This is a genomic window from Streptomyces sp. B5E4 (assembly GCF_039871555.1).
Classification (GTDB): Bacteria; Actinomycetota; Actinomycetes; order Streptomycetales; family Streptomycetaceae; genus Streptomyces.
In genome coordinates, this window is record NZ_JBDPMI010000026.1 from 59007 (window position 1) to 72928 (window position 13922).

Sequence of the window (13922 nt, forward strand, 5' to 3'; positions counted from 1 at the left end):
CTCCCTCGGCAGGAACTCCAGGCTCGGCCTTCACCCGCCCGGGTACGTCCACCGCCGGGGGTGTTCGCCTCCCTCGCACGGCGGGGGCCGCTCTCGTCATCGAGGCGGACGGAGGAACCCGTAGCTACGGCTGGAGCTCCGCGACATCGGCCACCACGCAACTCACGTTGTCGGGGCCACCGGAGCCGTTGGCCAGGGTGACAAGCGCGCGGACCGTCTCCTCGGGCTCGCCGCCTCCCGCGAGCACCCGGCGGATCTCCTCGCCCGGCACGACGGCCGACAGCCCGTCGGAGCACAGCAGGTACCGGTCCGCCGGCCGGGCGTCGTGCAGCCGCATGTCCGGGGTGGCGTCGGGATCCCGGCCCAGGGCCCGGAGCAGCAGGGAGCGCTCGGGGTGGGACGCGGCCTCCTCCGGGGTGAGACGGCCGTCGTCGACCATCGACTGCACCATCGTGTGGTCGTGGGTGATCAGGAACAGCTCGCCGTCGCGCAGGAGGTACGCGCGGGAGTCGCCGATATGGACCAGGGCGAGCTGCGACCCGGTCCAGAGCATCGCGGTGAGCGTGGTCCCGGCGTCCGCGGGTGAGGTGGCGGCGACGCCGTGCACCGCGTGCTTGGCCTGTTCGATCGCCTCCTCCAGCACGTTGAGGAGACCGCCCGCCGGAATGCCGTCGGTCTCCAGGCGCCTGAGCGCGTCGACGGCGGCGGCACTCGCGGGCGCCCCCCGCCCCCCGTACCCGTCGGCGACGGCGAGCAGCCGGTCCCCGGCGTAGGCGGTGTCCTGGTTGCTCTCGCGTACGAGACCGGTGTCGGACAGGGCGGCGTAACGGATTCCCAGAGGCATGGCGGGTTCCTTCCACGACAGATGGCCGACGAGGAAGGCGGCCAGCTCCCGCCGCGCGGCGGTGTCGGCCTCGACCTGCGCCCAGTACGCCCGGACCTCAGCCGCGGCCGCCCCGGCGTCCAGCGAGCAGACGTGCCGGATACGGGCCAGGGGCATCCCGAGCCGCCGCAACCAGGCGACGAGCCGCGCCTGCTCCAGTTGCTCCGGCGCGTAGAGGCGATAGCCGGTCACCGGGTCGACGCGGGCGGGGGTCAGCAGCCCCAGCCCGTCGTAGAGCCGCAACGCCTTCGCCGACAGCCGGGCCGCCCGTGCGAAGGCCCCGATGGTCAGCAGCCCCATGCCGTCCCTCCTCCTGCCGAGCGGTCGCCCGGCCCGACCGATGCTGCGGCTTCCCCCCAGGTGAAGGTCAACCGCAGCCTCTAGGCTCGTCGAGGGAAGTCCACCGGCCGGTACCCGGGAGCCGTCATGCAGATGAAGCTGAGCGCGATCACACTCGACTGCCCCGACCCCCCGGTGCTGGCGGCGTTCTACCGGGAGGCCACCGGCCTCGCCCTCCACCCGAAGTCGGACGCCGACTTCGCGGGTCTCACCGGTGCCGACGGACTCGTCATCGGCTTTCAACGGGTCGACGGCTACCGGGCTCCGACCTGGCCCACCCAGGCCGTTCCCCAGCAGCTCCACCTCTGCTTCACGGTCGAGGAGGAGCTGGCCGAGGCCGAGGCCCGGCTCCTGGACCTGGGCGCGGGCAAGCCGGCCGACCAGCCTCAGGAGGAGAGGTGGCGGGTCCTCACCGATCCGGCGGGGCACCCCTTCTGCATCGTCAGAGCCGGAGTCCCGTCTCCGTGAAGCTCTGAGGGCTGTGACGTCCCGCGCTCGGCGGCGCGGCGCCCGTCGCCACGCGCATGCGACCACCCCGGGACTCGCGATAGAGTATCGCGATATGTGGCGTGCGACACACTTGCAAGCAAGTGCTTGCAATAGTTAGCACGGGTGCGGCAGCATCGAAGCATGGGTTCGATACACGTCGGCAACCTCGGGGAGTTCCTGCGGGAGCAGCGGCGCAGTGCGCGGCTCAGTCTGCGGCAGCTTGCCGATGCCGCCGGGGTGTCGAATCCGTACCTCAGCCAGATCGAGCGCGGGCTGCGCAAGCCCAGCGCCGAGATTCTGCAGCAGCTCGCGAAGGCGCTGCGGATCTCTGCCGAGACGCTGTACGTGCAGGCGGGGATCCTTGACGAGCGCCGGGGTGACGGGGTCGACGGGATGGCGGTGCATACCGCGATACTCACCGATCCCGCGATCAGCGAGCGGCAGAAGCAGGTGCTGCTGCAGATCTACGACTCCTTCCGCAAGGAGAACGCGCGCGACGACGCGGGCGGCGACGCGGAGGGGGGACAGACGAACGGGGATGCCCCGCGGCCGGACGGCGGGCGGGGTGAGGGCGACGCGACGCCTGCCAGTGACCGGAGGAGAACGCCATGACCATGACCGACGACGTACGCAAGACGCTCAGCGACCCGACGCCCCTCTACGCCGTCGCGGGCACCGCCGATCTGGCGCTGGAGAAGCTGCGTGAGGTGCCCGCGCTGGTGGAGCGGCTGCGCGCCGAGGCGCCCGAGCGGCTGTCCGCGGTGCGCGAGACCGACCCGCGGGAGGTGCAGGAGCGGGTGTCGAAGCAGGCCAAGGAGGCGCAGGCGAAGGTCGCCGAGCGGCTCGGCGACCTGGACACCGACATCAAGAAGCTGCGCGAGACGGCGCAGGATCTCGCCCTTCAGGGCGTCGGCCGCGCCGCCGAGTACGCGGTGAAGGCCCGCGAGACCTACGACGAGCTGGCCGAGCGCGGCCGCGGTGCCGTCGCGGAGTGGCGCGGCGAGACCGCCGACGCGGTCCAGGTGACCACCGAGATCATCCGGCCCGGCGAGAAGACCGCCGCCGATGAGGGCGTTGCCGACGAGACCGTTGCCGACGAGGCTCCCGCCGCCGCCAAGCCCGCCGCTGCCGAGCCCGCTGCCAAGAAGGCCGCTCCTCGCAAGCGCGCCCCCCGGGCCGGCGCCAACGGCACCGCGAAGAAGTCCGCCGCCAGGAAGAACACCCCCAAAGCGGACTCCTGAGCTCTACGCTCCGGGCACCCCTCGCGTGCCCGGGGCGTTATCCGGGTACGGTGTCTGCGCCGGATCCCTGAACACTAGTCGGACTCATAGGCGGTGGACCGCGTGCTCATCTCTGGCTTCTACTCGTTGCTCGGGCTGCTCAGCCTGGCCTTGACGGTGTTCGCCGGGGCGGCCCTGATCCTGGCGGCCCTGGCCCGCGAGGACGCGTACCGCGCCGCCGACAAGAACACCAAGCAGTTCTGGCTGATCATCCTCGGCGTCGGCTTCGCCGTGATGGTCATCTTCCCGATCATGTCGTTCCTGCCGATCATCGCGCTGATCGCGGCCATCGTCTTCATGGTGGACGTACGGCCCGCGCTCAAGCAGGTCGGCGGCGGGCCGCGGCGCGGGGGCAGCAGCTCCGACGGACCCTACGGCCCGTTCAACGGGCGCTGACCCGCGCGTCGGCGATCACGACATCCGGTCCCCGGGTCCGCAAGGGCCCGGGGGCCGGTCCAGTAGCAGCACCGCCACGTCGTCGGTCAGGTCGCCACCGTTGAGCACCCGGGCCTCGGTGACCGCGCCGTGCAGCAGGTCGTCGCCGCCCAGGCCCTGGTCCAGCAGCCTGCCGACGAGCGAGAGCATGCCCTCCTGCCCGAGCCGGCCGCGGCCCGGGCCGGTACGGCCCTCGATGAGGCCGTCGGTGTAGAGCATCAGGCTCCACGCGCCGCCCAGCTCCACCTGCTGACGCGGCCAGCGGGCACGCGGCAGCAGGCCGAGCGCCGGGCCGCCCAGCTCCTGCGGCAGCAGCCGCGGCCGGCCGCCCGGGACGGCGACCAGCGGCGCCGGGTGGCCCGCCAGGTAGAGGCCGGCGCGACGGGCGTCGGGGGAGACGTCGACGGTGCACATCGTGGCGAATATCTCGTCGTCCGCCCGCTCGTTCTCCAGCACCTGCTGCAGCGTGGCCAGCAGCTCGTCGCCGACCAGGCCGGCGAACGTCAGGGCCCGCCAGGCGATGCGCAGTTCCACGCCGAGCGCGGCCTCGTCCGGGCCGTGGCCGCAGACGTCGCCGATCATGGCGTGCACCGCGCCGTCGGGGGTGCGTACCGCGTCGTAGAAGTCGCCGCCGAGCAGCGCGCGGGTGGGGGTGGCGCCGGCGGCGGGCGGCGGCAGGCCGGGGCGGTAGCAGGCGGCGAAGCCGAGGCCGGAGCCGGCGAGCAGCGGCGTGGGCAGCAGCCCCCGCTCCAGCCGGGCGTTCTCCTGCGCCCGCAGCCGCGAGGACGTCAGCCGGCTCTGCGCCAGGTCGGCCCGCTTGCGCTCGACCGCGTACCGGATGGCGCGGCCGAGCACGCGGCCGTCCAGCTCGCCGCGGAAGAGGTAGTCCTGCGCGCCGACGCGGACGGCCTCCGCGGCCAGCTCGACGTCGTCCTCGTCGGTGAGCGTCAGCACCGCGTGCAGCGGGGCCATGGCCAGCACCTCGCGCAGCGCCTCCAGCTCGTCGCTCCCGTCCACCGGTTCGGCGTCCTCCGCGGTGGCCGCCTCGCCGCTCACGCTGAGGTCCAGCAGGATGCAGTGCACGTCGGGGCCGAGCAGCCGCTCCGCCTCGGTGAGGTTGCGCGCCGTACGCACCCGGATCCGCTCGCCGTGGCGGCCGGCGCCCGCCTGCTCCAGCATCCGTGCGATGCCGGGCCCGCTGCCCGGCTCCGCCTCTATCAGCAGCAGGGTCAGCGCCTCCGGCACCGCCCGCTGGCGCGCGTGCGGCGGCCCGGGCACCGGGCCGTGTCCCGAGCGCTGCGCCGGCAACGGCGCGTGCGGCTGCGGCGACGGCGCGTGCGCGGCCGACGGCTGCGGGTGCCGTCGCCGCGTCGCGGCATGCGTCTCGGTCACCCCGGCACCTGCGGCGGACTGGTCGGGCCCGCCGGACGGTCCGGAGGCCGGGGAACGCCCGGGTACGGGCATCGCTCTTCCTTCCCTCCCCCCGAGGGTGACGGCCGGGCGCGAGCGCGCCTGCGGCCGTGTCCGGCGGCTCGTGCCCACTACGGCAAAACCGCCAAGGAGGGACCCTAGCGTGATCGCCCGCCGATACGGAACGGGCGACGCGGCCCGGAACGCGGCCGCTTTCCCGGTCCTTTGCCCTGTTGGGAGGGCCCGTGCCGGGCCCTACCGCCCCGTATCCGAGCGGTCGGCCGCATGACGCAGATCACGCGTCGGGACGTACCACGCCCTTGATCGGCATGGTGCCCGCGCCGGCCACGGTCACCTGCCGGCCGGGCCGCGGCGCGTGCACCATCGCGCCGTCACCGACATAGATGCCGACGTGGCTGGCGTCGGAGTGATAAATGATCAGGTCCCCCGGGCGCATGTCGTTCACGTCGATCCGCTCAAGGCCGGCCAACTGGGTCTGCGAGGTCCGCGGGATCCGCACCCCCGCCGCCTCCCAGGCGCGCATCGTCAGCCCCGAGCAGTCGAACGTCTCCGGCCCCTCGGCGCCCCACACGTAGTCCTTGCCGAGCTGGTCCGTGGCATACGCGATGGCCTTCTTGCCGGCGGGCGTCGCCTCGGCGTCGATCTCGCCCAGCGCCCCGGAGTCCAGCCAGCGCGCCTGCGCCTCGCGGGCCCGCTGCCGCTCCAGCCGGCGCAGCCGCTCCCGCTCCTCGGCCTTGAGCTTCTTCTCCAGCTCCCTCGCCTCGGCGAGGCGCTCCTCTATCCGCTCCTTCGCCCCGGCCTTGGCCTCGCGGCTGCGCTCCAGCCGCTCGTACGTCCCGGCAGCCTCCTTCGCATGGCCGTCCAACCGCTTCTGCGTGCCGGTCACTTCGGTGATCAGCCGCCGCTGCGCGTGCTGCCCCTTGCGGGCCAGCCGCAGGTCGTCGACGAACTCCTCCGGGTCGTCGCTGAGCAGCAACTGCGCCTCCATCGGCACCCCGCCGCCGCGATACTGCGCCCGGGCCAGCGCGCCCGCCTCGTCCTTCAGCCCGGCCAGCCGCTCGCTCGCGTCGGCCACGGCCCTGTCGAGCCGCTCGACCTCCTTGCGCTGCTTCTTCGCCTTCTCCTCCGCGTCGTTGTACGCGTCGGTGGCGGCCTCCGCCTCGCGGTACAGCCGCTCCACGCGGGCGTGCACCTCCTCGACCGTCGGCTTCGGCTCCGCCTCGGCGGCCGGCCCGGTCAGCGGCACGAGCAGCGCCAGCAGCCCGGTGACGGCCAGGACGATGCCTCTGCGCCGGCGTGCTCCCGCCGCCCGCAGCTCCCCGATTCCGCGCATGCGTCTCCCCCACTCCCCCGATCGTGGTCCGCCGGGCCCCTCCTCTCGGCAGGCCCGTCCCGGGGCTCTGGCCGGCCCCGCGCGATCACATGCCTCGGATGCTGCCATATCGGCCGCAACTCCCGCAGCCCTCATCCACAGACCTGTGGATAACCGGATGAGGAGTTGCCACACGGTTGAGACACAGGGCGGTTCGGGCGGTTCGGGGGTTTCCAGGGGCTAAGAGGGGTTCCAGGCGTTCAGAGAGGTTCCAGGGATCCCAGGGGGTACCGGGGAGCTCCGGGAGGAAAGCCGCGGCCCTTCAGCGGCAGCCGCAGCCCGCCACCGCCGCCGCCATCCGGTCCAGCGCGTCCCCCGCCCCCGTGCGGTCGGTCGCGCCCATCGTGAAGAACGCGAACGCCAGCAGCCGCCCGTCCGCGTCCACCACCGTCCCCGCCAGCGAGTTGACCCCCGTCAGCGTCCCCGTCTTCGCCCGTACCACGCCCCGCGCCGCCGCCGTGCCCCCGGAGCCCGAGTCGCCCCCGTCCCCGTACCGGTCCCGCAGCGTGCCGTTGAACCCCGCCACCGGCAGCCCCGTCAGCAGCGACCGCAGCTCCGGGCGGTCCGGGTCCGCCGCCGTCACCAGCAGCCGGGCCAGCAGGTCAGCCGAGACCCGGTTGCCGCGGCTGATGCCGCTGCCGTCGGCGAAGCGCGCCCCGCGCACCGGCAGCCCCAGCTTCTTCAGCTGCCCCGCGACCGCGCGCCCCGACCCCGTGAAGCTCGCGTCCCGCCCCGCCGCGATCGCCGTCTGCCGGGCCAGCGCCTCGCCGAGGTCGTTGTCGCTGTACGTCAGCATCCGCTCGGTCAGCTCCGCCAGCGGTGCCGAGTACGTGGCCGCCAGTTCGTCGGCCTTCTCCGGCACCCGCTCGGCCCGCGGCTCGCCCGCGACCTGGACGCCCGCCTCGCGCAGTTCCCCGGCGAAGGCGTCCGCGGCGTCCCGCGCCGGGTCGGTGGCGCGGGGCGCCGGGCCGTGCCAGGAGTCGTCGAGGCGGCCCTCGTTGACCATGAGCGGGGTGACCGGGGCGATGTTCTCGTTGGGCCCGATCTCGTGCAGGACGTCACCGGCGTACGCGGTGGCGTCGTACCGTACGGCCACCTTCCGCACGCCGTCCTTCTTCAGCTTCCGCGCCGTGTCCCGCGCCAGCCCCTTCAGCCGCTTCGCGGACAGTGTGGGGTCGCCGCCGCCGACGAGGAAGACCTCCCCGCCCTCGGCGAGCGAGGCGGTCGGGATGCGGTGGTCGGGGCCGAGGGCGGCGAGGGCGGCGGCGCCGGTGGCCAGCTTGACCGTGGAGGCGGGGACGACGCCGGTGGTGTCGTGCTCGCCGTACAGCTCGCGGCCCGTGGTCACGTCCCACACGGCGGCGGTGGTCGGGGAGCCGAGGGCGGGGTCCTTCAGCAGCGGGGCCAGTTCCTTGGCGAGCCCGGCTCCGGTCGGCCGGGGGGCGGCGACGGGCCGGGTACCGTCCTGCGGGCCGAGCGGGGTGAGCACGCGCGGGGCCCCCGCGCCGGCGCCCTGCAGGCCGTCGCCGGGGGCGCCTTTGCCCGGTACGCCGTCGGAGGAGCCGTGATCCGCGTCACCTGTACGGCCTCCGGCGGCGTCGGCGCGCGCGGCCCTCTGCTTCTCCGCCGTACGCTGACCCGAGTCCCAGGGCCCCGCCGCGGTGATCACGCCGGCGGCGAGGACGCCGCCCAGCGCGCCGGACGCGGCCACCAGCCGCACCGTACGACGGGTGTGCAGGGGCTGCGCTTCCCACCGCAGGGTCCAGTGCCGTACCCAGCGGGCGGCCTTCCGCCGTGCCACCGCGACCCCGACCCTCACCAGGGACCAGCCCCTTTCGCCACCACCCCGCTGCGTGGGGGACACTTAATCATCTGAACCATGCTGATCTTGAAGGAGAGCCACCCGTGGAGTTCGACGTCACCATCGAGATCCCGAAGGGTTCGCGGAACAAGTACGAAGTGGATCACGAGACGGGCCGGATCCGCCTGGACCGGCGGCTCTTCACCTCGACCAGCTACCCCGCAGACTACGGCTTCATCGAAGGCACGCTCGGAGAGGACGGCGACCCGCTGGACGCGCTGGTCCTTCTGGACGAGCCGACGTTCCCCGGATGCCTCATCGCGTGCCGCACGATCGGCATGTTCCGCATGACCGACGAGGCCGGCGGCGACGACAAGGTGCTGTGCGTCCCAGCGCACGACCCGCGGGTGGAGCACCTGCGGGACATCCACCACGTGTCGGAGTTCGACCGGCTGGAGATCCAGCACTTCTTCGAGGTGTACAAGGACCTGGAGCCCGGCAAGTCCGTGGAGGGCGCCAGTTGGGTGGGCCGGCAGGACGCGGAGGCCGAGATCGAGGCGTCCAAGAAGCGCCTGGAGGCATCGGGCGGCCACCACTGACCGGCCCCCGCTGATCCCGTCCCGGCCATACGTCCGTTCCGGGGTGACGCACTGCCCACGCTGCCGGCTTCCCGCGCGGAGGCCGGCAGCGTCGTGCCGGGGCTCCGGGCCGGCCGCGGACGCGGAGACCTACGGGCTCACCGACGGCGGCGAGGTGTCCGCCGGCAGCGGACCGGTGGGGGACGGCTCCTAGAAGCCGCGGGTGCGTTTGACGCCTCGGCGGGCGGGGGCCGTTTTCTCGCCGGGGCGTTTCATGAACAGCCGGGCCATCTCGCCGCCCAGGTTCACCCCGATCGCGATGGCCAGCGCCAGCGCCGCGGCGGTCAGCAGCGAGCGCGCGCCGGCGTTCAGGTTGTCCTGGGCGAAGCCCAGCAGGCCGAAGTACGTGGCGCTGCCGGGCAGCAACGGGCCGATGGCGGCCGTGACGTACGGCAGCGCGGAGATGAACCGGTAGCGCGAGAAGAGCTGGCCGAAGAGCCCCACGAGCCCTGCGGCCAGCGCAGTGGCCACCACCGGCGACTTGTTCGCCTGGTGGGCGATGACCGCGTAGATCAGCCAGGCGACGCCCCCGTTGAGCGTCACGGCGATCACGGTGGAACGCTCCTGCTGGAGCAGCACCGCGAACGCCAGCGTCAGCAGCATCGCCGCGAGCAGGGAGACCACCGGCCGCTCCTGGCGGTGCAGCGCTGCGTCCGGGCTCAGCTCGGCGCCGAGTTGCACGCCCACGTAGAGCACGATCAGCACGCCGACGACGATGCCGACGACGAGGTAGAGCACTTCGAGCAGGCGGGCGGAGGCGGTGATGTAATAGCCGGTCAGGCCGTCCTGGACGGCGGCGACCAGGGCGCGCCCGGGGATCAGTGCGAAGAGCCCGCCGGTGATGACCGCGGAGGACTGGGCCTCGACGGCGGCGATGTTGAGGGTGACGCCGACCGCGGCCGGGGCCATCGCGGCGGCCACGAACTGGTAGAACTCCGGCAGCCCGCGCCCCGCGGCCAGCCACGCGAGCCGGTCGCCGAGCATCGCGCCGATCGCCGCCGCGCAGAACACCAGCGGCCCACCGCCCACCAGCGTCGCCGCCGCGCCCGACAGGCCGCCGCTGGCGAGGGTGAGGGCCCACTTGGAGTACGGGTGCCGGTTGCGCCGGATCTCGGCGAGGCCGCGGTACGCCTCCTCCAGGCTGACGGCGGCGGCCTCGTCGACGATGGCGTCGACGAGGCGGTAGACGGCGGAGAGCCGGTTGTAGTCGGTGCCGCGGCGGCGCACCGTGCGGCTGAGCGTCACCGGATCGTCGACCAGGGACGGCTGGTACGTGACCGTCAGCAGGGTGAACGTGACGGTCGGCTCGCAGCGGTCCAGGCCGAACGCATGGGCGATGGCGAACATCGCGGCCTCGACGTCCTCCGCGCCCTCGCCGCCGGCGAGCAGCAGCTCGCCGATACGCAGGGTGAGGTCGAGCACACGCGGCACGGGCAGCGCGGTCTCCTCGGTGGGCGTCAGCGTCCGCTCGGGAGTGGGGCGTTCCGTCATGGGCGTACGGAGCATGACACGCATCCGGTCCTGCCACGGCGTCGATCGCGACAGTGGACCCGTGGCGGGCGGGGGCGGCGGGCCGACCCCGGCGGCGGCCGCGGGGCCGCCGCGCGGGGGCCGGAAGCCGGAGTGGCCGTTGCCGTGGTCCTCGGCGGCGTGCTCGCCGACGCCCGCGGGGCGGGCGAACTCCGAGGTCGTCTGCCCGTCTTCAGGCGGCGGGGGGAGGGGCACGCCGAAGGGCGGCGTGAACGCGCTGTGCGCCTCGTCGGACTGCGGCTTCTCCTCGCCGTTTTCCGGTTCGGGCTCCTGACCCACTGGACCATCACCCCCCGCGGACGTGCCGAAAGGTTTACGCCCGCGAGCATAAGTCGGCCGCATGAAGAACGCCCCCGGGGGGTCGGTAGGGTACGGAGGCACGGCGGCACATCGGATCAAGTCGTACGAACGGGGCGCCACTGGCGCGCAGCGGGGGCGCCACTCGCGTCGAGAGCGCTGTCGCCCACGCCCGCGGGCGCCGCCCGCCACCCGCTCGTACGCGCCCTCAGCGCCCCAGGCGCCGGTACCGGCGCACCGCCAGCGGGAAGAACACCGCGAGCAGCACCAGCGGCCACACCACCGCCAGCAGCACCGGGTGCTGCGCCGCCCACGAGTCGCCGGTCCAGCCGGGGTTGCCGAACAGCTCGCGGATCGCGCCCGCCGTCGCCGACATCGGGTTCCACTCCGCGACGGCGCCCAGCCAGCCCGGCATCGTCTCCGGCGAGGTGAACGCGCTGGACAGGAACGCCACCGGCCACACCAGGATCTGCACGGCCTGCACCATCTCCGGCTTGCCCGCCACCAGACCGAGGAAGATCCCGGCCCACAGCATCGCGAACCGCAGGAGCAGCAGCAGCCCGAACGCGGCCAGCGCCTCCGCCCACGTGCCGTGCCAGCGCCAGCCGACCGCGAGCCCCGCACCGGCCATCGCGGCAAGTCCGGCGACCGACTCGGCCATGTCGGTGAGCGCGCGGCCGACGAGGACCGCGGACGGGGCCATCGGCATGGTCCGGAAGCGGTCGACGACGCCCTTGCCGAGGTCGGAGGTGAGGGAGACCATCGTGGCCTCCAGCCCGAAGGACATCGCGAGCGCGAGCATGCCGGGCACCAGGTACTCGCGGTAGCTGCCGCCGCCGCTGACGGCCATGCCGCCGCCGAGCAGGTAGGTGAAGACCACCAGCATCATCACCGGGAAGACCAGGCTCACCACGGCCTGGCCCGGCCGGCGGGCCCAGTGCGCGAAGCCGCGGCCGGTCATCGTCAGCCCGTCGACGACCGCCCACTTCAGCCGCCCGCCCGCGGTGCGGGCGGGCGGCGGAGGGGCGAGGGTGGTGGCGGTCATACGGCGCTCCCTTCCGCTACGGCGCCCGCCCGGCCGGCGGCGCCGTCGTCTGTCTGCCCGTGGTCCTGCTCCCGGTCCTGCTCCGGTTTGCGGCCGGTGAGGTGGAGGAACACCTCGTCCAGCGTCGGCCGGCGCAGCGACACGTCCTCCGCCGCCACCCCCGCCGCGCCGAGCCCCGCCACGGTGTCGGCCAGCGCCGCCATCCGGTCGGCGACCGGGGCGCTGATGCGCCGGGCGTCGGCGTCGACCTCGACGGCGTCCTCGTCGGCGCGGGCTGCCATGCCGATGACGGCAGCGGCGGCGCCGAGCAGTTCCGCGTCCCGTACGACGACGTCGATGCGGTCGCCGCCGAGCCGGGACTTCAGCTCGTCGGCCGTGCCCTCGGCGACGACGCGGCCGTGGTCGACGACCGAGACCCGGTCGGCGAGCTGGTCGGCCTCCTCCAGGTACTGCGTGGTGAGCAGCACGGTGGTGCCGTCGCCGACGAGCGAGCGGACCGCCTGCCACACCTCCGTACGGCCGCGGGGGTCGAGGCCGGTCGTGGGCTCGTCGAGGAAGAGCACCTGCGGCCGCATCAGGAGGCTCGCGGCCAGGTCGAGCCGGCGCCGCATGCCGCCGCTGTACTGGCCGACCGCCTTGTCGCCGGTGTCGTCGAGGCCGAACTGCGTCAGCAGCCCGGCGGCCCGCCGCCGGGCGCCGGCCCTGCCGAGGTGGTAGAGCCGGCCGAACAGCTCCAGGTTCTGCCGGCCGCTGAGCACCTCGTCGACCGCGGCGTGCTGGCCGAGCAGCCCGATGCGGTAGCGGACCTCGTCCGGCTCCCGTACGGCGTCGTGGCCGGCGACGCGCGCGGTGCCGGCGTCGGGGCGCAGCAGGGTGGCCAGGATCCGTACGGCCGTGGTCTTGCCCGCGCCGTTGGGGCCGAGCACGGCGTGCACCGTGCCCGCGGGGACCGCGAGGTCCAGCCCCGCGAGGGCCGCCTTCGGGGCGCTCTTCTTCCCGTAGGTCTTGCGCAGTCCTTCGGCGAGGATCGCCGTCATACGCCTCCTCCACTCCCTCAAGTAGTCAAGTTTGACCACCGACCCGAAGGTATCCCCGGCCCGACCATTAGTCAAACTTGATTAATGAGGATCGGGAGCGCCCGGCCCCTCCGGGCTCGTCGCCATCCCGGCCCACGGATCGCCCTCGCCGGCCATCACGTACGCGCCGCCCTCCAGCCGCGCGATCAGGGCGCGGGTCCACTCGGCCCCCGCCTCGGCGGTGTGCAGCCAGAGCCGCATGATCTCGCCGATGTGGCCGTAGTCCTCGCCGTCCTGCGGCGAGTAGTGCTGCAGGACCGCGGCGCGCCACTCCTCCATCGCCGCAACCCGCTCCTTGAGCAGCGCGACGGCCTCGGCGCGCGGCAGGTCGACGAGGAAGCCGACGCCGGCGGTGAGGAAGTCGATCTTCTCGTCATGACGGCGCAGCGCCTCGCGCAGCAGCCGGAAGTACTCGGCGTCGCCCTCGGCCGTCATCTCGTACTCGGTGCGCGGCGGGCCGCCGGCCGTGCTGGGCGCCACCTCGTGGGCGATCAGCAGGTCCTGCTTGGCCATCTGCTTGAGCGCGTGGTAGATCGAGCCCGGCTTGACGCTGGACCACTCGTGGGCGCCCCAGTACTCCAGGTCGGCCCGGACCTGGTAGCCGTGCGCCCGGCCGTGCCGGCGGACGGCGCCCAGGACCAGGAGGCGAGTCGCGGACAACTGGACCTTCTCTCCCGCGGGAATGTGTGCCCTCCCAGCCTAGTCAACCTTGACTAGAAGGCGCCGCGGGGGCGGCACGACGCAGGGCCGGGACTCCCCGCGCGGGAGCCCGGCCCTGTGCCGGTCCGGTGGGCGTACGGAGGTCAGTGGTGGCCGCCCCCGTACACACCGCGGCAGAAGGCCGCCATCTGCTCGTCCGTCAGGCCCCTGCTCAGGTCCGCCTCGCTGATCATGCCGACGAGCCGGTGGTCCTCGATGACCGGGACGCGGCGCACCTGGTGCTGCTCCATCGTGCGCAGCACCTCCTCGACCGGGGTGCCGGTCTCGACGTACACGGGGCGCCCGGCCGCCAGCTCGCCGGTCATGCAGGTCGTCATGTCCCGGCCCTGGGCGACGCACTCCACGACGATGTCACGATCGGTGATCATGCCGGCGAGCTTGCCGTCCTGGCCGCACACCGGCAGCACGCCCACGTCCATGGAGCGCATCTTCGCGGCGGCGGTGGCGATGGACTCGGTCGAGTCGATGCACTCGCAGCCTTCGTGCATGAGGTCGCGGGCGGTCCTGGCGGTGGTGGGAGCGGCCATCGTGGGTCACCTGTCCTTAGCGGAGGGGGTACGGGAAGGGGTTCCGTCACCGCCATGCT

14 protein-coding genes are annotated in these 13922 nt (G+C 73.7%); 5 read left to right on the forward strand and 9 right to left on the reverse strand.

Features of this window, described 5'->3' with window-relative positions; translation table 11 throughout:
* Positions 1-124: 124 nt before the first annotated feature.
* Positions 125-1183, reverse strand: coding sequence for a MerR family transcriptional regulator (locus ABGA99_RS27385; protein WP_347583641.1), 1059 nt, complete (start codon positions 1181-1183; stop codon positions 125-127).
* A gap of 126 nt (positions 1184-1309) precedes the next feature.
* Between ABGA99_RS27385 and ABGA99_RS27390 the strand changes: the two genes are divergently transcribed.
* From ABGA99_RS27390 to ABGA99_RS27405, 4 genes are all read left to right on the forward strand, one after another.
* Positions 1310-1690: a VOC family protein gene (locus tag ABGA99_RS27390; protein WP_347575259.1), complete on the forward strand. Its 381-nt coding sequence runs from the start codon at positions 1310-1312 to the stop codon at positions 1688-1690.
* 162 nt (positions 1691-1852) lie between these two features.
* The gene (locus ABGA99_RS27395) at positions 1853-2323 is read left to right on the forward strand and encodes a helix-turn-helix transcriptional regulator (RefSeq protein ID WP_347575260.1); all 471 of its coding nucleotides are present in this window, start codon (positions 1853-1855) and stop codon (positions 2321-2323) included.
* Positions 2320-2952, forward strand: coding sequence for a hypothetical protein (locus ABGA99_RS27400; RefSeq protein WP_347583642.1), 633 nt, complete (start codon positions 2320-2322; stop codon positions 2950-2952). Before ABGA99_RS27395 ends, ABGA99_RS27400 begins: the two co-directional genes overlap by 4 nt.
* Before the next feature lie 102 nt (positions 2953-3054).
* Positions 3055-3387: a DUF2516 family protein gene (locus ABGA99_RS27405; RefSeq protein WP_347575262.1), complete on the forward strand. Its 333-nt coding sequence runs from the start codon at positions 3055-3057 to the stop codon at positions 3385-3387.
* 15 nt (positions 3388-3402) lie between these two features.
* Here the strand turns inward: ABGA99_RS27405 and ABGA99_RS27410 are convergent, their stop codons facing one another.
* The 3 genes from ABGA99_RS27410 to dacB all read right to left on the reverse strand — a co-directional run bounded on the left by ABGA99_RS27410 (position 3403) and on the right by dacB (position 8048).
* Positions 3403-4818: a SpoIIE family protein phosphatase gene (locus tag ABGA99_RS27410; RefSeq protein ID WP_347583643.1), complete on the reverse strand. Its 1416-nt coding sequence runs from the start codon at positions 4816-4818 to the stop codon at positions 3403-3405.
* 313 nt (positions 4819-5131) lie between these two features.
* On the reverse strand, positions 5132-6190 hold the full coding sequence (locus ABGA99_RS27415) for an NlpC/P60 family protein (RefSeq protein WP_347583644.1): 1059 nt from the start codon (positions 6188-6190) through the stop codon (positions 5132-5134).
* A gap of 301 nt (positions 6191-6491) precedes the next feature.
* Positions 6492-8048, reverse strand: coding sequence for a D-alanyl-D-alanine carboxypeptidase/D-alanyl-D-alanine-endopeptidase (gene dacB / locus ABGA99_RS27420; protein ID WP_347583645.1), 1557 nt, complete (start codon positions 8046-8048; stop codon positions 6492-6494).
* A gap of 86 nt (positions 8049-8134) precedes the next feature.
* Between dacB and ABGA99_RS27425 the strand changes: the two genes are divergently transcribed.
* Positions 8135-8629 (forward strand): inorganic diphosphatase, encoded by a 495-nt coding sequence (locus tag ABGA99_RS27425; RefSeq protein ID WP_047016456.1) that lies wholly within the window; start codon positions 8135-8137, stop codon positions 8627-8629.
* A 189-nt stretch (positions 8630-8818) separates the two neighbouring features.
* Here the strand turns inward: ABGA99_RS27425 and ABGA99_RS27430 are convergent, their stop codons facing one another.
* The 5 genes from ABGA99_RS27430 to ABGA99_RS27450 all read right to left on the reverse strand — a co-directional run bounded on the left by ABGA99_RS27430 (position 8819) and on the right by ABGA99_RS27450 (position 13863).
* Positions 8819-10477: a threonine/serine exporter family protein gene (locus ABGA99_RS27430; RefSeq protein WP_347575266.1), complete on the reverse strand. Its 1659-nt coding sequence runs from the start codon at positions 10475-10477 to the stop codon at positions 8819-8821.
* 226 nt (positions 10478-10703) lie between these two features.
* Positions 10704-11540, reverse strand: a complete 837-nt coding sequence (locus ABGA99_RS27435; protein WP_347575267.1) for an ABC transporter permease — start codon at positions 11538-11540, stop codon at positions 10704-10706.
* On the reverse strand, positions 11537-12577 hold the full coding sequence (locus ABGA99_RS27440; protein ID WP_347575268.1) for an ATP-binding cassette domain-containing protein: 1041 nt from the start codon (positions 12575-12577) through the stop codon (positions 11537-11539). Before ABGA99_RS27440 ends, ABGA99_RS27435 begins: the two co-directional genes overlap by 4 nt.
* Positions 12578-12658: 81 nt before the next feature.
* Positions 12659-13276, reverse strand: a complete 618-nt coding sequence (locus tag ABGA99_RS27445; RefSeq protein ID WP_347575269.1) for a helix-turn-helix transcriptional regulator — start codon at positions 13274-13276, stop codon at positions 12659-12661.
* Positions 13277-13419: 143 nt separating this feature from the next.
* Positions 13420-13863: a CBS domain-containing protein gene (locus ABGA99_RS27450; protein WP_347575270.1), complete on the reverse strand. Its 444-nt coding sequence runs from the start codon at positions 13861-13863 to the stop codon at positions 13420-13422.
* Between the last annotated feature and the right edge of the window lie 59 nt (positions 13864-13922).

Coding starts and splice junctions, on each gene's coding strand:
- ABGA99_RS27385 (WP_347583641.1), bottom strand. CDS start 1,183: ATGGGGCTGCTGACCATCGGGGCCTTCGCACGGGCGGCCCGGCTGTCG.
- ABGA99_RS27390 (WP_347575259.1), top strand. CDS start 1,310: ATGCAGATGAAGCTGAGCGCGATCACACTCGACTGCCCCGACCCCCCG.
- ABGA99_RS27395 (WP_347575260.1), top strand. CDS start 1,853: ATGGGTTCGATACACGTCGGCAACCTCGGGGAGTTCCTGCGGGAGCAG.
- ABGA99_RS27400 (WP_347583642.1), top strand. CDS start 2,320: ATGACCATGACCGACGACGTACGCAAGACGCTCAGCGACCCGACGCCC.
- ABGA99_RS27415 (WP_347583644.1), bottom strand. CDS start 6,190: ATGCGCGGAATCGGGGAGCTGCGGGCGGCGGGAGCACGCCGGCGCAGA.
- ABGA99_RS27435 (WP_347575267.1), bottom strand. CDS start 11,540: ATGACCGCCACCACCCTCGCCCCTCCGCCGCCCGCCCGCACCGCGGGC.
- ABGA99_RS27440 (WP_347575268.1), bottom strand. CDS start 12,577: ATGACGGCGATCCTCGCCGAAGGACTGCGCAAGACCTACGGGAAGAAG.
- ABGA99_RS27450 (WP_347575270.1), bottom strand. CDS start 13,863: ATGGCCGCTCCCACCACCGCCAGGACCGCCCGCGACCTCATGCACGAA.